We start from the raw sequence: 15,633 nt of genomic DNA on the forward strand, positions 1-15,633 counted from the left end.
GCCACGCTTAGCGCGCCGCGTCGCCCCACCGGTATTCGACGCTGGCCTCGTCGAGTTGCTGCTTGATGTCGGCGTCCAGCACGAATTCGGACGCCGCCAACGTATCGGTCAATTGCTCGGCGCGACTCGCGCCGATAATCGCCGACGTGACCAGTGGATTTGCCAGCACCCATGCAAGCGACACGCGCGTTAGCGACTGGCCGGTCGGCTCGACAATCGCTTTGAGCCGCTCGATCGTCTCGAATTCGCGTTGATGCCAGTACCGCTCCTGATACATGGCGCCCGCCTTGCCGACGGTTTCAGTGAAACGGCCCGACGGCGGCGCTGCATCGAGCTTGTGCTTGCCCGTCAGCAAGCCGCCCGCGAGCGGGTTGTACGGCATGACTGCAAGTTGCTCCTCCGCGGCCAGGGGCAGCAGTTCACGTTCGATCTGGCGGAACAGCAGGTTATAACGCGGCTGCACCGAGACGAATCGCGCCACGCGTAATACGTCGGCGCGACCCAGCGCACGCGCGAGTCGGTACGCAAGAAAGTTCGATACGCCGATGTAGCGTGCTTTGCCCGAGCGAACGATCACGTCCAACGCTTCGAGTGTTTCGTCGAGCGGAGTGGTCGCGTCGTCGGTATGGAGTTGATAGAGGTCTACATAGTCGGTGCCGAGACGCTTCAGCGAGGCATCGATTGCATCGAGCAGATGCTTGCGCGACGCGCCCTGGTCCCATGCCGAAGGGCCCATCTTGCCAACTGCCTTCGTGGCCAGAATGAAGCGGTCGCGCTTGCCCTTCAGCCAACGGCCCACGATCTCCTCCGTGCGTCCCGCGTCGCTGTGGTCGCTGCCGAGCGGATAGACGTCGGCCGTATCGATGAAATTCACGCCGGCGTCGGCGGCAGTATCGAGAATGCGGCGCGAAGCGTCTTCTTCGGTCTGCAGGCCAAAAGTCATCGTGCCGAGGCACAAGCGGGAAACCGTCAGGCCAGTGCGGCCGAATTTGCGGTATTGCATGCTCAACTCCGGAATTGAACGAATGGGTTGCGATAGGGAATACGGCAAGAAGCGTGCGAAGAGGATAAACGCAAAACGATAGTTGCGTTGACAGGCGCACAGCCATGCATTGCAAACGTAAGCTGCGCACTTGCCCGCTTGAAAATGGCCGCTCGCGCTAGAATCGTTGCAGCGCATTGCTTGCCGCTTCAACGGGAATTTTCGACGATGACACGCCCAGCCGCCACAGTCACGAACCACGCCACGAGCCAGAACGCAAGCGAAGCCACAAGCGTGGTGGATGCCGCGCTCGTCACGCGCCGCTCGATCCGCGCATTTCTGCCGACGCCCGTGCCGCGCGCGGACATCGAGGCGATTCTCGAAGTGGCGAGCCGCGCGCCCTCCGGCACCAATACACAGCCGTGGAAGGTCTATGTGGTGACGGGCGACTCGCTCGCGCGTGTGTCGCAGGCGTTGCTGGAGGCTTACGATCATCCGGAGCGCGACACGCTCTATCGCGAGGAATATCCGTACTATCCGCGCGAATGGGTGTCTCCTTACATCGACCGCCGCCGCAAGATCGGTTGGGATCTGTACGGACTGCTCGGCATTGAAAAGGGCGACAAGGCGCGCATGCATGAACAGCACGCGCAGAACTATCGCTTTTTCGGCGCGCCGGTGGGCCTTTTCTTCACCATCAACCGCGTAGTGGAGCGCGGCAGCTGGCTCGATTACGGCATGTTCATGCAAGCCATCATGACGGCGGCGCGCGGGCGCGGCCTGGACACCTGCCCGCAGGCCGCGTTCACGCCGTTTCATCAGGTGATCGCAGCGCAACTCGATCTGCCGCCAGACGAGCAATTGGTGTGCGGCATGTCGCTCGGCTTCGCAGACGAAAACGCGCCGGTCAACGCGCTACGCTCCGAACGGGAGCCGGTCGAACGATTCACGCGGTTTCTGGATTGAACGCCTGGCGATAAAACGGCCTGTGGTTCAGGCGCGTCCCACTAGCACAAAGGAGTCGAACAATGAAAACATCGCGCCGCTATTTTTTATTGTTGGGCGTGAGCGCAGGCTCATCGCTCATGATTTCGCGCGCGGCATTCGCCGCCGGCGCGAACGCACTCAGCGAGGCAGACCCGCAGGCGCAGGCGCTCGGCTATAAAGACGACGTGTCAAAAGTCGACAAGGCCAAGTATCCGCAATACGCAGCGGGCCAGAATTGCGCGACATGTTCGCTCTTTCAGGGCAAGGCTACCGACGCGTACGGCGGCTGCACGCTATTCGGCGACAAACAGGTCGCCGCGCGCGGCTGGTGCAGCTCGTACACGAACATGTGAACCGCGGGCAGCCGCGCATTCGTCAGATCAACGCGGCGAGCCGGAGCTCATGTGAGCGGCCAATCCACACGGCGGCGTCGCGGTGGTCGCGCAGTGCGTCGCCGGTATTCGGGTGCACGAAAATGTCGAGCGTGCCGTGATTGAGCGTCAGCCAGCCAATCAGCTCGCCGAACTGCTCGTGGGCGAAAGCCATTTGATACGACCACATGGGGTGCGGCCCGACCGGGCGTTCGTGAAAACGACCCATCTGCAGCTTGCCATGCCAACGCGCTTCGATTTGCTCGCGGAACGCCCAGGCGCTGTCGCGCGTCGCGGAATCGAAGTAGACGTGCGCGTGCCAGCTTTGAATCACGGAAGTGTCACGAAGAGTCATGCCGAGCCTGTGGTGTGTCAGTCGTTATCCGCCATTTATTCTGCTTCAGTTTCCGCCGACGCGCGCGGCGCGCGCCTCATGTGAAACTGTCTTTCATCCTCGCCCACGATTTCAAAACCGAGCCGCTCGTAGAGACGCTGTGCCGGGTTGCCTTTGAGCACCTTGAGCGCGACGGGCAATGCGTCGGCGTCGGCGGCGCGCAGCACCGTGCTGAGCGCTCGTTCGCCGATGCCGCGTCTTTGCAGCGCGGGCGCGATATGCAATTGAACGACTAGCCATTCAGTATCGGTGCGATGCGCTTTGAGCAAGCCGGCAGGCATGCCGTTGACACAAATGACACGCGCTGTGTCGTAACGATGCAGCAAACGCGCGCGATGCTCGGCGTCGTCCGCAGGTTCGCCGACACGCGCGAGGTGTTCGGTCATCGTCGCCTTGCGCAGTTCGAAGAGAAAGGGCTCGTCTCGCGCGACGGCGGGGCGCAGGGTTATCGCAGCGTGGTCGTCGGACATGTCGGAACTGCGCCGGATGCGGAGCCGGTTAGTAAGAATGGGCGCGAATTGTCACGCTGCCAGTGCTTTTTTACCATGCTAGCTTGTTCCGATGCGCGCGCTCGCGCAGAGAATGCGGATTGGTCGCCGCTCGTGCGAGTCACGAAAGCCGGATGCGGCGCTGCGACTTTAACCGCGATGCATCAGGCGCCGCCGATGTTTGCCGCTCGCGCGACACGCGATGCAAGCGCGTTCTGCGGGGCGCCGAAGCATGAGGGCAGCGCGTTTAGCGCTGATTGGCATGTGCCTTGCTTTTGCCCTACCCGCGGATTGCTACGCGCGCGAGTTCGAGACTCCGCGCGCGACACGCCGAAACGCCGGGAAACGGCGCCACTTGGCATACAACGAACAATGCTGAACACGAAACCACATGTTCTGACGCGCGCGATAGATGGCGACGCGATGACGCTCGTCTTCTACCCCGACACAGGCTGCCTGCGTTTCGCCGATTCACGCGGTGTGGTGTGCCACGAACTCCGGCCACCGCATTCCTGGTTTGCGATTTCGTCCGCGTTGCGCGAAGTGCGCGGCGGGACACACGCGATGTCCGAAGGCTTGAGTACCCTATTGCATGAATTCTGCCGGAAACGCTCAAGGTGGCTGAGCGGCCGGGCGCACATGCCGGCAGCGGCCAGCGCGCTGCTGTTTGCGCCGGCGCTTCGTCTCGCAGCCCGGCCCGCGTCTACGTCGGCAGTGTTGCCGGGAGATGCGGACATGCACGCGCCGTTGCGTTCGCTTACGATGAACGTAGCGGCAGCACAGTAGGGAATTCATCAGCCGAAAGATCGGCGCCGGTTTGCGTGTCTATTCAGTTTTGTTCGGTGTTGTCCGTTTCAGTACGGCGGACGGCATAACCAACTTTGCGAGGTGGGCCATGGAGATTATCGAGCTTGAACCTAGCGTCTCGGCTGACGGGCGCGCGGTGATTTTCCAGCTTTCGGCGCGAGGACGAGACCTCGAATGCGCGGTAACGCGTGAAGCGCTGGAGCAGCATTTCTGGCTGCAGCGCGGCGCTGCCGAGGACCGCATGCTGAAAACGTTTGCGGATGGCCGCAAACGCATCACTGCTGTCGCCGAAAGAAAGATGCTGGCCCGTCCGGGCGATAGAGTCCTGTTGACGATCAGCGATTTTGCCGCGCGCTAATGACGGTTCATCGCCGTGCACGCATCGTCGTCATGACGTTGCGTGCGCTTTCGTCGCGCTGAATCTTGTGCGAGCGGGCGCCCGATAGCGCCCTCGCTCGCCTGCCTGTTCGCCATTCGCGTGTGAGTCGTTCACGCGGTTCCGGCATCCCTCCTGCATGCGTCCCCGATTGTTACGCCGATTCGTCAAACTGGCGCGGCAAATCCCTTCCTTTTGCCCAATTGCCTGGGCGCTCGCTCGCATAAACTGTTTTACATGGAGCGACAAATCACCGAGCCCCATCGACGCGGTCTTCCCCCGCGTTGTTTTGAACCGTACCGTTGATGGCAGTTTGCCGCGGTGTTCGACGCGGCAGGGCAGTAACGCAACACGAAGTAGAAGCAGAACAATGGCGCAGTAGCAGGTGAAGTAGCAACAACCGTTTTTGCAGTGCTGGTAGTAGTTGACCTGGCAACGACCGTTTTCCAGTAACAGTTGAAGTCGCAACGAAAGTCTCAGCAGTAGCAGTACAAGTTCAGAAGATGTCTTCGCAGCAGCAACATAAGTAGCAGATTGGCAGTAACAGCGTTTCAGTTTCGATGGTTACAGGTCGGCGAGCATCCACGCGCGAGCACGACTCTTCCATCCTGTCCGGCCCTGTTCTCTCGCGGGAACAGGGTTTTTTTTCGTCGATGCGATGAAGGCACGCGACCTTCGCGTTTTAAGCCGGACTTAATATTCGCTTGCCATCATGCTTACACAGACTCACATTAGAGGCTGTTCAGCCGCCGGCGCATCGGCGGCACTCGTCGCGGGAAATCATACCGATCGTGCGACGAAGCCGAGAGTTAGCGAAGGAGGTGAAACCTATGTCCAGTAAATCGCGAGTCCGCAAACACAATTCGCCGGCCATGTCGCCGCTGTTGCGTGCGCTGACTCAAAGCCGTAGCACGCACGAGCCGGTTACCGCTGCGATGCTTCTGCAGTGCTATGCGGCGCTCGACGCGTTCGAGCACGGTCACGGCTCACGCGATCTGCACATGTCGTTGAGCCGGCACTTGCTCGTGTCGCAGGAGCTTGCGCGCCTCGGCCTCGGCGAAGACCTTATCGACGATATTGAGAGCGGCCACGCCGCTATGGTCCAGTTAGACAGCCGCGAGCAGATAACCGGCAAGTGGACGCTCAGTGACGACGAACACGCACGCCTGTGCACGTCGCTCGCGATTCTGGACGAGCAATTGTCCGTGGCATCGTTGAGCGAGATTGCGAGCGCTCAGGCGCGAATGATCGAAGGCTTGATGCGGTCCGCGCGGACGAGAGCAATCGCTGAAGCGGTGCTCTGACGGTAGAGCCGCAAATTCCCCAAATAGAAAACGCCCCATGTGGGGCGTTTTTTTTGCCGCGCCGGTTAATCGTTGTACTGCGTCACATCGTAATAGCTGATCCAGTTCTGATTGCCGCCGAGTTCGACAAGGCGCGAACCCCCTGAGGTCAGCGCGGGGAACGGACAATTCGTACACGTGCGAACGCCTTGCGAATTGATTCCGGCGCTGACGGTCGTTTGATACTGCCCAAACGTGGTGTTATTCGGTGTGCCCACTGCAAAGCCGTCGACTTCGCCGTTCGTGCCGGCCAAGGTTAGACCGGATGCCTGAATCTGCACCGAATTCACCGGATACGCGAGGCTCTGTCCGTTGACGAGGCTGGACCAGCTGACGCTCATCGCATACTGAATACCGGCAAGCGATCCGGCCGGAGTAACAAACTGCGTCTCGAAGTCGGACAGCAAAGTCGGCCACGACACCGTCGCACCGGCCGCCGCGCCGAGCGGGCTACCCGGATTCATGACCTGCGACACGCCGAGTTTCGTGCCGATGCTGTCGTAAAACGTCACCGTGTAGGCGGCGTAGAGCGGCACTGTGCCGACATCGACTGACTGCGCCGCGTACACGCCGCTCGACGCGGGCGGCGCGAAGCTGGCCGTAGACGGTAGCGATTGCCATGACCAGCGATACATCGACGTGCTGCTCGCAGTCGTGGCCGGCGATACCGGCGCGGCACTCAACGCCGTGTCAGAGAGGCCGAGCGTGCTGCTGCCAGCGGCGCTGCGCGGCAGAAGCCACACAGGCGCCGCGAGCCCAGGCCCTGAGACGGACGCGGAGTACACAGCAGGGTTCAGCGCGACCGGAATCGTAATTTCCAGGCCGGACTCGTAGCGGTTCACGTCGTTGACCCGCGCGTCGAGAAACGTGCGGCGCTGAATCCGCGAATTGATCGCCACGGCGAATTGCGACTGGTTGCCGACCAGGTTCCAGCCGAGCTGCGTGCCGCCCGCGAGCGCAACCGGGGCCGCCATCTGCTGAGCAATGCTGTATAGCGCGCCTGCTGTGCCGTCGGCGAGCGTCAGCGGGATTTGTATGAGCGCTTGCTGCTTGCCGTTGCGCGTGAAAAACGCGAGGGTTTTCGGCGATCCGAAGCGCGCACCGGCAAGCGACGCGTTCGGCAAGCCGTGACCCGTCGCAAGGTTGCTTGAGCCGTTCTCCAGAAAAGTGCTGTCGATGGCGGGTGCGCACGACGTATCCAGCGTGCCTGTCGCAGCACACGCCGTCAGCAATGGCGCGAGCGGTTCCAGATAATTGGCTGCAGCCGCCGGCGCGGCGAGCTTCGTGGATTGTCCTGTCTGCTTGTTCAGCGCGACGGTTGTACTGGGCGCGGCGTTGGACAGCAGCAGCAAGCCGCCGTTAGGGCCGGTCACAACCGACACCGTATCGATCACCGCATCCGCACCCGTGTGATTCGGCGTGAACGCGGTGCCGACAGGATCGAAGCCGGCCGACTGAATGCCGTTTTGCGCAAGCACGTTTGCCAGAATTGCGTCGAGCGTGATGATGGCGATCTGAACCGAGGGCAGCGCAACTTTAGCGAGTGCGGTGCTCGACGCGAGATCGGACGGATTGCCCGATGCGGTCAACATCGCGGCAATAGCGGTGGTGAGCGTAGTGATGTTGGCAACGGCGGGCGCGGTGCCGTTGGGTAGCTTGGCCAGCACTGAGACAAGCGGACTCGAGAAGCCGGTCGCGTCGTTTGCCATCAGCAGGAAAGGCGCGGTCATGCCTTTGACGGAGATGCTAAACGCGCCCTGTGCGTTGGTGGTGGCGGTCGCTTGCGCCCCCGTGGCGTCCATCAAGGTCACACTTGCGCCGGCCCATGCGCTGCCGCTCGCTACGGTGCCGGTAACGGATGTCGCGGTGGCAGTTTGCGTATTGGACGAGCCTGACCCCGATCCTGAACCCCCGCCGCAACCGCTCAGTTGAAGAAACGCAAAAGCCACTGCGGCCGCGACGGCGCTGCGCACTAACGTTCGATGCATGAAGTCCCCGATGCTGTGATTCGTTTTGATATCGGCCCGTTATGTCGATAAGCGTTTTTCAATCCTCGCGCGGTGTCGTCGGATTGAAAGCAATACCTATGTTTTCTCACACTTTAACGGCCGTTTAAATAGCGGCTGATGGCGCGTTGGGAGAATACTTCAAATCGACGCAAGCGTGCCGTGTCGCAAAAGTGAATCCGCAAAGCGTTGAAGCTTACGAGTCTCCGTAAAAGCGCGGGGTTAGCCGCCGATTAGTCCGCGGTTCGGGCTTACCGGAACGATCCGCGCTTGCTAGACTGGTTTTCCGCGCTGATCCCAAGCGCATTTTTCTTCCGCCATACGACTGCCGGGCGCCTGTCCGCAGCTCACTCATTGGAGACGCCATGTCTTATATGCTGCTGATTGTCGAGCCCCCGGAACAGCGCATCGAGCGCGGCGAGGCGAAAGGCCGTGAAGTCTACGATCAGATGGTGCGTTTCGCCGCCGACCTCAAGGAGCGCGGCAAACTGCTCGCGGTCGAATCGCTCACGTCTTCCCGCGACGCTGTGCGCGTGCAGGTGCGCGACGGGCAGCCGAAACTGGTCGACGGACCCTTCGCAGAAGCGAAGGAAATGGTCGGCGGCTTTTTCCTCCTCGATTGCGACTCGCGCGAGGAAGCGGTGGCCATTGCGCAAGCCTGTCCGGCGGCGACCTGGTGCACCGTCGAGGTACGCAAGCTCGGCCCCTGCTTCGCCTAGGCGGTCTGCGCCTGTTTGCTCGGGGTTTTCACCAGGCGCCCGAGCTGTCTGTCGAATCGCTCGTGCTTTGCTCGTCGTGTGAGTAAGAGCAGGCCAACGCGCCACGCTCAACGAGACATCCTCGAACCTCACGACGAAAGGAGTATCCGCGATGCGATTCATGATTCTGGTGAAGGCGACTGCCGCGAGCGAAGCCGGCGAAATGCCAGAAGCGTCCTTAATGGCCGCGATGGGCGCGTACCACGAAGAACTCGCCAAGGCAGGTGTGCTGCTGGACGCCACGGGCTTGCAGCCCAGTTCGAAAGGATGGCGCGTTCGCTACAGCGGCGGTCAGCGCTCGGTGATCGACGGTCCGTTTGCTGAGACAAAGGAACTGGTCGCCGGCTACACGCTGATCCAGGTGCGTTCGCGCGAAGAAGCGATGGAATGGGCGCGGCGTTTTCCCGCGCCGTTCGGCGAACAGGCCGACGGTGAAATCGAGGTGCGGCAACTCTACGAACTCGATGACTTCGAGCCGAGCGCGGAACTCGAGCGCTTTCGTGAACTGGAAGCGGGCCGCCGCTGATCCCACGCCAATCGATTACTGGACTCATCATGCACAAGCAGATCTTCGTCAATCTCGCGGTCGATAAACTCGATCGGTCAAAGGCATTCTTCAGCGCACTCGGTTTTAATTTCGATCCGCGATTCACCAACGATCAGGCGGCGTGTTTGATCCTCGGTGAAAATCTTTACGCAATGCTGCTGGTCAAAGACCTGTTCAAGTCCTTCACGCGCAAGTCGCTTTGCGATCCGAAGGAAAGCACGGAAGCGCTCGTAGGCTTGTCTTGCGAAAGTCGAGGCGAGGTCGATGCGCTCGTTGCCAAAGCGCTCGCTGCGGGCGGCACCGCGCCGCGTGCGCCGCAGGACTACGGCTTCATGTACGGCCACGGTTTCGAAGACATCGACGGGCATATCTGGGAGCTGATCTACATGGACCCCAACGCGAAGGCGCCGGGTTGAGCCTGTGACGAAACCGGCCACTCACCGTGCCATCGAGGCAGTCTGGCGGATCGAGTCCGCCAAGGTCATCGCCTACGTCGCGCGAATGGTGCGCGACGTCGGGCTCGCCGAAGAACTGGCGCAAGACGCGCTCGTGTCGGCGCTTGAACATTGGCCCGACGCGGGCGTGCCCGACAATCCCGGAGCGTGGCTGATGGCGACCGCAAAGAACCGCGCCCTCGATCGCTTGCGGCAGGAAGCGTTGCACGCGCGCAAACGTGAAGAGCTGGGTCACGACCTGGACGCGCTAGAGGCGCATGTCGTGCCGGATTTCGTCGATGCGCTCGACGCCGCGCGTGCCGACGATATTGGCGACGATTTGCTGCGGCTCGTCTTCACCGCATGCCATCCGGTGTTGTCCACCGACGCGCGCGTCGCGCTCACGTTGCGTTTGCTAGGCGGCCTGACGACGGACGAGATCGCCCGCGCTTTTCTTGTGCCGGAACCGACCGTCGCACAGCGCATTGTCCGCGCGAAGCGGACGCTGTCGGCCGCGAAAGTGCCGTTCGAGGTGCCGCAGGCGGAAGCGCGTGCGCCGAGGCTTGCGTCGGTGTTGCAGGTGATCTACCTGATCTTCAACGAAGGCTATTCGGCGACGGCCGGTGACGACTGGATGCGCCCCGCGCTCTGCGAAGAAGCGCTGCGGCTTGGGCGCGTGCTCAGCGGTCTCGTGCCTGACGAAAGTGAAGTGCACGGCCTTGTCGCGTTGATGGAAATTCAGGCGTCGCGTACGCATGCGCGCACCGATGCACAAGGGCGCCCCGTTCTGTTGCTCGAGCAGGACCGAAGCCGTTGGGACCCGCTTCTGATCCGTCGCGGGCTGGCCGCGCTCAACACCGCGCACGCGCTTGGCGGCGCGAGCGGGCCATACGCGCTGCAAGCCGCGCTGGCCGCGTGCCATGCTCGGGCGCATCGGGCGGAAGACACCGATTGGGCGCAGATCGTTGCGCTATACGACGCGCTTGCGCAGGTGGCGCCGTCGCCGGTTGTCGAATTGAACCGCGCGGTTGCGGTGGGTATGGCCTTCGGACCGGCGGCAGGCCTCGAGATTGTCGATGCGCTCGCGGCAGATGCGGCGCTCGCTAACTATCACTGGCTTCCGAGCGTGCGCGGCGATTTGCTTGCGAAACTCGGTCGCATGAATGAAGCGCGCGCGGACTTCGAACGTGCTGCCGCGATGACGCGCAACGCACGCGAGCGCGAGTTGTTGCTCGAACGCGCGCGTGCGGTGATGCAGTAGGCTGCCGAAGTTTGTGCGCATAAACCGGGCATAGCCACGGCACTGCGCGCGATCGTGCGCCGACGACGGCATTATTCTCCCAGGCGCTGCGGGAAGCATCACCGAAAGCGCCATGGAACCTGCTAGCGGATCAACTGACGCACGCCCAACGCGATGATCAGGCCGCCGCACACCCGGTCGACCCATGCCTTGCTGCGCCGGTACGCGGACGCGATCCGCGCGTGCGACAACGTCAGCGCAACGAAGCCATACCAGCTGCTTGCCACGACGAACACCATGCCCAGCATCGCTGCGAAAGTGCCGACGCTCTCATGCGGCGGCGCCGCCGATGAAAACACGGCGGCAAAAAACGCGACCGATTTGGGATTCGCGATATTCGTCGCGAAGCCTTGAGCGAATGCCTGGCGGACGCTGCCGCCGGGCGCCTGCGCATTCGGTTGCGAGTTGCCAGCGGAAGCCTTGAAGATCAGACGTCCACCGAACCAGATCAGATAAGCGGCGCCCGCCACTTTAACGGCGAAGGCCAGCCACGGAAACGCTGCGAACACAATGCCGACGCCGAGAATCGCGCAGCTCGCCCAGAACAGATTGACGAGCACAATACCCGCCACCACCGCCAGCGCTTCGGTGCGTGTAGCGGAGGCCGCCTTATGCGCGACCGCAACGAAGTTCGGACCGGGAATCACAACGCCGGCCACATACACGGATAACACACCTAGAACGGCCGAACTATCTACCACGCGAAGCTCCGATCAAGCAGAGAAAAAGGCCATTGCACCGGTCGCGACGCCCGCTGCCGCGACCACGAACGACACATTGCGCAACCATTTCTTGCGCGTGAGCAGCGTGATCGCGCACAGAGCGATGGCAACCTGAATCAGCGTAGTAGCCTGCGCCCAACGATGATGGCCATGCAGCAGTGCCTCGCTCTTCGCGTCATTGTCGAGCACCTCTTTTTCTATCGCTTCAGCCTTTGCGCGGATCGGCTCTTTTTGCTGCTTGTACTTGTCGACGTCCGCGAGAAATTTTGCATGCTCGTCAGAACTGGCGACGGACAGCGCCGCGCCCAGTTCCGCGAGGTTCTGCTTTTCGCCCTTAGCCTGGTAGTAGTTCCATTGGTTCGACGCTTCGGTCTTTTTGATCGCGGCTTCGTTCTTGTAGTACAGCGCGAGGTTCTCGCTGTTTCCGCTTTGGTACGCGCACAACGCGCCAATCGTCGCGAGGACTGCCGTTATTACGGCCATGCGGCTCCCGAAAGAGTCCGCGTCGTGGTGGCCGGCGTGCTGCACCGCGTGGTCGTGTGGACCATGCACTTCATACTCTTCAGGCATCAAATTCTCCGAGGCAAACTCTTTTGTCGTATCCAGGCGTCGCGCGGACCCGGGGCCTCAATCTTAGCGCGTGACGTCACGACGATGGAGAAGCATGCTTTCTGCGAGCGCCTCGTTGTTCCGATTCAGGCGCGATGACCCATCCAAAGTAGCAGGAGCGACAGCGTCACGACAGAACCCACGGTCGATAAAAGAATTGTGCGCGACGTGATCTGCGCTTCGCGCTCATAGAACTCGGCCAGCATGAACGGGCCGGTGCCAGTGGGCAGCGCTGCGAGCACGACCGCCATTTCGACCAGCGCGGGCGGGAGCCGGAAGACGCGCGCGGCGAGCCACCATGTAAGCGCCGGCTGCACGACCAGCTTGACGAGCGTCAGCAGCAACGCAATGCCCCGTGTACCCGATTCGGACGGACGCTTTTCGGCGAGAAACAAGCCGAGGCTGACCAGTGCACAAGGACTGGCCGCACCGCTCAGTAACTTGAGGAACGTCTCCGCGCTCGGCGGCATGGCCACGTGCAGACCGGCAAACAGCGCGCCCGCGATCGGCGACACGATCAACGGGTTGCGCGCCAGCGAACGTAGCACTTTCAAGCCAAGCTTGTGCGGTGTGCGTTCGGTCTGCAAGCCGATTTCGATCAACACGATGGCGCCTGCAAACAGCACACAGGCGACGAGGATCGTCGCGATCGTGGTGGGTGTCAGGCTCGCCTGGCCGAACGCGATCATGCCGAGCGGAAAGCCGATGTAGCCGGTGTTCGGATACGACGCCGCAATCGCGTCGACGCTTGCATCCGCGAGATGGCGGCCGCTCAGCAGCCGCATGACGAGAATCACAGCAAAGATGCCAGCGCATGCAATCGAAAACGTGACGACAAACGCCGGCTGGTATAGCTGCTCCCATGTGGCGCGCGCCATGGTGTCGAACAGCAGCGCGGGCAACGCGAGCCAGACCACGAAGCGATTGAGTTCCGACGCCGAGTTCGGCCCGAGCACGCCGCGTCGCCGACAGGCAAAGCCCGCGAATATGAGGCCGAAAACGGGAAGCAGGATCTCGAGGGTGGCTAACATCGGTGGGAAACGCGCGAGCTATACGGCGTGTAAGAGGGCAACCCGTCAGCGTAGTGACTTGCGTTGATACAATCAAATACCGTTTTTTACGCTGGACGATACCTTTTATGCATCGTCGGTTAACTCAGGTGGACACGTGATCGACATCAAGCCGCTGCGCTATTTCGTGACGCTTGCCGAGACGCGCCATTTCGGGCGGGCGGCGGCGCGCCTGAACTTGTCACAGCCCCCGTTGAGCCGTCAACTGGCGGCGCTGGAAGCGAGCCTCGGCGTGATGCTTGTCGAGCGCAGCCCGCGCAGCGTCACGCTGACCGCCGCGGGCGAGCGCTTTTACGCGGATGCAAAGGCGATTCTCGCGTCGGTCGAACAGGCGGTGAGCAATGCGCAGGCAGCGGCGTCGGGCGACGCGGGCAAGCTCGCGATTGGCTTCACGATGTGCGCCGCCTATAACGTCGTGCCCGGCTATGCGCGGGCGTTCGGCGCGGCGTACCCCGAGGTCGCGCTGAATCTGCGCGAAGTGGTGTCGAACGACCTGGCGGCGCAGGTGGTGGCTGGGCACATCGACGCCGCCATCATGTTTCCTCACGTGCCCGATAAGGGACTCGCCACGCGCACCATCTTGCGCGAGCCGCTGTGCGTCGCGTTATCCCGAGGTCACCCGCGGGCTCGCGCCCGGCGGCTCAAGATCGCGCAACTAGCCGGCGAGCCGTTCGTGCTGGCATCCGCGGAAGTGGCGCCCACGTTACGCGCGACGATTCTCGATCATTGCCGCTCAGGCGGCTTTGAACCGGACATTCGCTTTGAAGTGCAGCTGCAACAGACCGTGTTGAGCCTTGTCGATGAAGGCGTGGGCGTTGCACTCGTGCCCGCGTCCATGCGCAAGGCCCAGCTTGCGGGCGTGGTGTTCAAGCCGCTGGTGGACGCGCCGTTGATCGAGCAGGTGCTGGCCTGGTCGCCGGCGAACCGGAATCCGTGTCTGGCGCGGTTCCTGGAGTTGGCTTGAGTTCGAAGTACGCAAGTGCGAACGCAAGTGCAAACGCAAGCGCAATTTTTTTCAGCGAGGAATCTGCGATCATCGAAAGCACGCGCCTTAGCTAACCTTGCCTTTCCGCTGATCTTTCAATGCCGACACAGCCGCCTGTTCTCACCACCGCCCGCCTGATCCTACGCGCCCACACGCGCGACGACTTCCTCGACAGCCACGCGATGTGGTCCGATCCCGAGGTGATCCGGTATATCGGTGGCAAGCCTTCCACACGCGAAGAAGTCTGGGCGCGTTTGCTGCGCTACGCCGGTCATTGGACGATGCTCGGCTACGGATATTGGGTCGTCCGCGAGAAAGACAGCGGGCGTTTCATTGGCGAAGTGGGCTTGGCCGATTATCAGCGCGATATCGAGCCCTCGCTGGCGGGCACGCCGGAAATGGGCTGGGCTTTGAGCCCTGCACTGCATGGCCACGGCTATGCGACGGAAGCCGTGCGTGCCGTGTTGGATTGGGCAGACGAAAAATGGCCAGACGCAGAGACCGCTTGCATCATTGCGCCGGAGAATGAAGCTTCGCTGCGAGTCGCGCACAAGGTCGGCTATCGCGAGCACCTTCGCACCATATACAAGGGGCAGCCGACCATCATGCTTCGGCGCGCACCTCGTGCGGCGAAATAAGCCAGCGCGAAGCTGGCTTATTCACCCTTAGATAGGCCGTCACTGACCTTCGTGAGACGCTGCTTTTTATCGCGCGATGAGATCCGCTAGCCGCTCGACTTGCCGGCCTTCGGCGTCGAAGTTCGAGTTGTCGAGCCAACGTGTGTAGCTCGGACGCAGCGCAGGCCATTCGCTGTCGATAACTGAAAACCATGCGGTGTCGCGGCTGCGCTGACGATAAACAATCGCCTGGCGGAAGATTCCCTCGAACGTAAAGCCATAGCGCAACGCCGCAGCGCGCGACGGCTCGTTCAGCGAATCGCACTTCCACTCGAAACGCCGGTAGCCAAGCTCGTCGAACACGTATTGCATGAGCAGAAACATGGCTTCGGTCGCCACGCGCGTTCGCTTAAGACGCGGCGAATAGGTGACATGCCCGACTTCGATCACGCCGTTAGCCGGATCGATGCGCATCAGCGCCAGCGTGCCGACCGCCTTCCCGCTTGCGGCGTCGATCACTGCGTAGTGCAGCGGATCAGCCGACGCCGCGATGCGCGTCAGGTGCTCACGATAGGCGTCGACGGTTTCGAATGGGCCTATTGCGAGATACGTCCAGTCGCGGGCGTCAGGTGCCGAGCGGTAGGCGTCGAAGAGATCCGCCGCGTGAGCTTCGACGTTGACCGGTTCGATCCGGCAATAGCGGCCGGCTAGCGGCGTCCGCGCGGGCGGCTTCGCGCCGTTCCAGTCGGGCAGCGGCGCTCCGATCGGTTGTTCGAACGCGTTACGTCGGGGTTCCATGTCTGCACTCCTGGCGTCTGGGGTTAATCGTTGGTCACA

18 protein-coding genes are annotated in these 15,633 nt (G+C 62.0%); 10 read left to right on the forward strand and 8 right to left on the reverse strand.

Going from position 1 to position 15,633, the window contains the following annotated elements:
* Positions 1 to 7: 7 nt before the first annotated feature.
* Positions 8 to 1,003, reverse strand: a complete 996-nt coding sequence (locus ACTJLB_RS14820) for an aldo/keto reductase (RefSeq protein WP_440783698.1) — start codon at positions 1,001 to 1,003, stop codon at positions 8 to 10.
* 207 nt (positions 1,004 to 1,210) lie between these two features.
* On the opposite strand from ACTJLB_RS14820, the gene ACTJLB_RS14825 reads away from it, so the two are divergent.
* Positions 1,211 to 1,948, forward strand: a complete 738-nt coding sequence (locus ACTJLB_RS14825) for a nitroreductase (RefSeq protein ID WP_440783699.1) — start codon at positions 1,211 to 1,213, stop codon at positions 1,946 to 1,948.
* A 62-nt stretch (positions 1,949 to 2,010) separates the two neighbouring features.
* Entirely contained in the window at positions 2,011 to 2,322 is a 312-nt protein-coding gene (locus tag ACTJLB_RS14830) for a high-potential iron-sulfur protein (protein ID WP_131316523.1), read from the forward strand.
* A 22-nt stretch (positions 2,323 to 2,344) separates the two neighbouring features.
* Here the strand turns inward: ACTJLB_RS14830 and ACTJLB_RS14835 are convergent, their stop codons facing one another.
* Positions 2,345 to 2,695 carry a DOPA 4,5-dioxygenase family protein gene (locus ACTJLB_RS14835; RefSeq protein WP_204523289.1) on the reverse strand — a complete coding sequence of 117 codons (351 nt, stop codon included), beginning with the start codon at positions 2,693 to 2,695 and terminating at the stop codon, positions 2,345 to 2,347.
* A 35-nt stretch (positions 2,696 to 2,730) separates the two neighbouring features.
* Positions 2,731 to 3,204: an N-acetyltransferase family protein gene (locus tag ACTJLB_RS14840; protein WP_440783700.1), complete on the reverse strand. Its 474-nt coding sequence runs from the start codon at positions 3,202 to 3,204 to the stop codon at positions 2,731 to 2,733.
* A 913-nt stretch (positions 3,205 to 4,117) separates the two neighbouring features.
* On the opposite strand from ACTJLB_RS14840, the gene ACTJLB_RS14845 reads away from it, so the two are divergent.
* Together ACTJLB_RS14845 and ACTJLB_RS14850 are read left to right on the forward strand one after the other, a co-directional pair.
* The gene (locus ACTJLB_RS14845; RefSeq protein WP_027778246.1) at positions 4,118 to 4,387 is read left to right on the forward strand and encodes a DUF1488 domain-containing protein; all 270 of its coding nucleotides are present in this window, start codon (positions 4,118 to 4,120) and stop codon (positions 4,385 to 4,387) included.
* Positions 4,388 to 5,235: 848 nt separating this feature from the next.
* Entirely contained in the window at positions 5,236 to 5,709 is a 474-nt protein-coding gene (locus ACTJLB_RS14850; RefSeq protein WP_440783701.1) for a hypothetical protein, read from the forward strand.
* 65 nt (positions 5,710 to 5,774) lie between these two features.
* Here the strand turns inward: ACTJLB_RS14850 and ACTJLB_RS14855 are convergent, their stop codons facing one another.
* Entirely contained in the window at positions 5,775 to 7,736 is a 1,962-nt protein-coding gene (locus ACTJLB_RS14855; RefSeq protein ID WP_440783702.1) for a hypothetical protein, read from the reverse strand.
* Between the two features lie 383 nt (positions 7,737 to 8,119).
* Here ACTJLB_RS14855 and ACTJLB_RS14860 point away from each other — a divergent pair, with 383 nt between their 5' ends.
* The 4 genes from ACTJLB_RS14860 to ACTJLB_RS14875 all read left to right on the forward strand — a co-directional run bounded on the left by ACTJLB_RS14860 (position 8,120) and on the right by ACTJLB_RS14875 (position 10,754).
* Positions 8,120 to 8,473: a YciI family protein gene (locus tag ACTJLB_RS14860; protein WP_020068730.1), complete on the forward strand. Its 354-nt coding sequence runs from the start codon at positions 8,120 to 8,122 to the stop codon at positions 8,471 to 8,473.
* 151 nt (positions 8,474 to 8,624) lie between these two features.
* Positions 8,625 to 9,038, forward strand: coding sequence for a YciI family protein (locus tag ACTJLB_RS14865; protein ID WP_020068731.1), 414 nt, complete (start codon positions 8,625 to 8,627; stop codon positions 9,036 to 9,038).
* Positions 9,039 to 9,067: 29 nt separating this feature from the next.
* Entirely contained in the window at positions 9,068 to 9,475 is a 408-nt protein-coding gene (locus ACTJLB_RS14870) for a VOC family protein (protein WP_088175502.1), read from the forward strand.
* Positions 9,476 to 9,479: 4 nt separating this feature from the next.
* The gene (locus ACTJLB_RS14875) at positions 9,480 to 10,754 is read left to right on the forward strand and encodes an RNA polymerase sigma factor (RefSeq protein ID WP_440783703.1); all 1,275 of its coding nucleotides are present in this window, start codon (positions 9,480 to 9,482) and stop codon (positions 10,752 to 10,754) included.
* Positions 10,755 to 10,876: 122 nt separating this feature from the next.
* Here the strand turns inward: ACTJLB_RS14875 and ACTJLB_RS14880 are convergent, their stop codons facing one another.
* The 3 genes from ACTJLB_RS14880 to ACTJLB_RS14890 all read right to left on the reverse strand — a co-directional run bounded on the left by ACTJLB_RS14880 (position 10,877) and on the right by ACTJLB_RS14890 (position 13,155).
* Positions 10,877 to 11,494 carry a LysE family translocator gene (locus ACTJLB_RS14880; RefSeq protein ID WP_440783704.1) on the reverse strand — a complete coding sequence of 206 codons (618 nt, stop codon included), beginning with the start codon at positions 11,492 to 11,494 and terminating at the stop codon, positions 10,877 to 10,879.
* Positions 11,495 to 11,506: 12 nt separating this feature from the next.
* Positions 11,507 to 12,085 carry a DUF4337 domain-containing protein gene (locus tag ACTJLB_RS14885; protein ID WP_088175505.1) on the reverse strand — a complete coding sequence of 193 codons (579 nt, stop codon included), beginning with the start codon at positions 12,083 to 12,085 and terminating at the stop codon, positions 11,507 to 11,509.
* A 125-nt stretch (positions 12,086 to 12,210) separates the two neighbouring features.
* Entirely contained in the window at positions 12,211 to 13,155 is a 945-nt protein-coding gene (locus tag ACTJLB_RS14890) for an AEC family transporter (protein ID WP_087751845.1), read from the reverse strand.
* Between the two features lie 136 nt (positions 13,156 to 13,291).
* Between ACTJLB_RS14890 and ACTJLB_RS14895 the strand changes: the two genes are divergently transcribed.
* Together ACTJLB_RS14895 and ACTJLB_RS14900 are read left to right on the forward strand one after the other, a co-directional pair.
* Positions 13,292 to 14,158: a LysR family transcriptional regulator gene (locus tag ACTJLB_RS14895; protein WP_020068737.1), complete on the forward strand. Its 867-nt coding sequence runs from the start codon at positions 13,292 to 13,294 to the stop codon at positions 14,156 to 14,158.
* A 119-nt stretch (positions 14,159 to 14,277) separates the two neighbouring features.
* On the forward strand, positions 14,278 to 14,817 hold the full coding sequence (locus ACTJLB_RS14900; protein ID WP_288830787.1) for a GNAT family N-acetyltransferase: 540 nt from the start codon (positions 14,278 to 14,280) through the stop codon (positions 14,815 to 14,817).
* Positions 14,818 to 14,883: 66 nt separating this feature from the next.
* Here ACTJLB_RS14900 and ACTJLB_RS14905 read toward each other — a convergent pair whose 3' ends face one another.
* Positions 14,884 to 15,594, reverse strand: coding sequence for a GNAT family N-acetyltransferase (locus ACTJLB_RS14905; RefSeq protein ID WP_440783705.1), 711 nt, complete (start codon positions 15,592 to 15,594; stop codon positions 14,884 to 14,886).
* Positions 15,595 to 15,633: the final 39 nt, after the last annotated feature.

It is taken from the genome of Paraburkholderia sp. 22098, from assembly GCF_052045935.1.
Taxonomy (GTDB): domain Bacteria; phylum Pseudomonadota; class Gammaproteobacteria; order Burkholderiales; family Burkholderiaceae; genus Paraburkholderia; species Paraburkholderia caledonica.

What these genes read in the sequence shown, in the direction of transcription:
- ACTJLB_RS14820 (WP_440783698.1), bottom strand. Translation starts at nt 1,003, where the DNA reads ATGCAATACCGCAAATTCGGCCGCACTGGCCTGACGGTTTCCCGCTTG.
- ACTJLB_RS14825 (WP_440783699.1), top strand. Translation starts at nt 1,211, where the DNA reads ATGACACGCCCAGCCGCCACAGTCACGAACCACGCCACGAGCCAGAAC.
- ACTJLB_RS14830 (WP_131316523.1), top strand. Translation starts at nt 2,011, where the DNA reads ATGAAAACATCGCGCCGCTATTTTTTATTGTTGGGCGTGAGCGCAGGC.
- ACTJLB_RS14835 (WP_204523289.1), bottom strand. Translation starts at nt 2,695, where the DNA reads ATGACTCTTCGTGACACTTCCGTGATTCAAAGCTGGCACGCGCACGTC.
- ACTJLB_RS14840 (WP_440783700.1), bottom strand. Translation starts at nt 3,204, where the DNA reads ATGTCCGACGACCACGCTGCGATAACCCTGCGCCCCGCCGTCGCGCGA.
- ACTJLB_RS14845 (WP_027778246.1), top strand. Translation starts at nt 4,118, where the DNA reads ATGGAGATTATCGAGCTTGAACCTAGCGTCTCGGCTGACGGGCGCGCG.
- ACTJLB_RS14850 (WP_440783701.1), top strand. Translation starts at nt 5,236, where the DNA reads ATGTCCAGTAAATCGCGAGTCCGCAAACACAATTCGCCGGCCATGTCG.
- ACTJLB_RS14855 (WP_440783702.1), bottom strand. Translation starts at nt 7,736, where the DNA reads ATGCATCGAACGTTAGTGCGCAGCGCCGTCGCGGCCGCAGTGGCTTTT.
- ACTJLB_RS14860 (WP_020068730.1), top strand. Translation starts at nt 8,120, where the DNA reads ATGTCTTATATGCTGCTGATTGTCGAGCCCCCGGAACAGCGCATCGAG.
- ACTJLB_RS14865 (WP_020068731.1), top strand. Translation starts at nt 8,625, where the DNA reads ATGCGATTCATGATTCTGGTGAAGGCGACTGCCGCGAGCGAAGCCGGC.
- ACTJLB_RS14870 (WP_088175502.1), top strand. Translation starts at nt 9,068, where the DNA reads ATGCACAAGCAGATCTTCGTCAATCTCGCGGTCGATAAACTCGATCGG.
- ACTJLB_RS14885 (WP_088175505.1), bottom strand. Translation starts at nt 12,085, where the DNA reads ATGCCTGAAGAGTATGAAGTGCATGGTCCACACGACCACGCGGTGCAG.
- ACTJLB_RS14890 (WP_087751845.1), bottom strand. Translation starts at nt 13,155, where the DNA reads ATGTTAGCCACCCTCGAGATCCTGCTTCCCGTTTTCGGCCTCATATTC.
- ACTJLB_RS14900 (WP_288830787.1), top strand. Translation starts at nt 14,278, where the DNA reads ATGCCGACACAGCCGCCTGTTCTCACCACCGCCCGCCTGATCCTACGC.
- ACTJLB_RS14905 (WP_440783705.1), bottom strand. Translation starts at nt 15,594, where the DNA reads ATGGAACCCCGACGTAACGCGTTCGAACAACCGATCGGAGCGCCGCTG.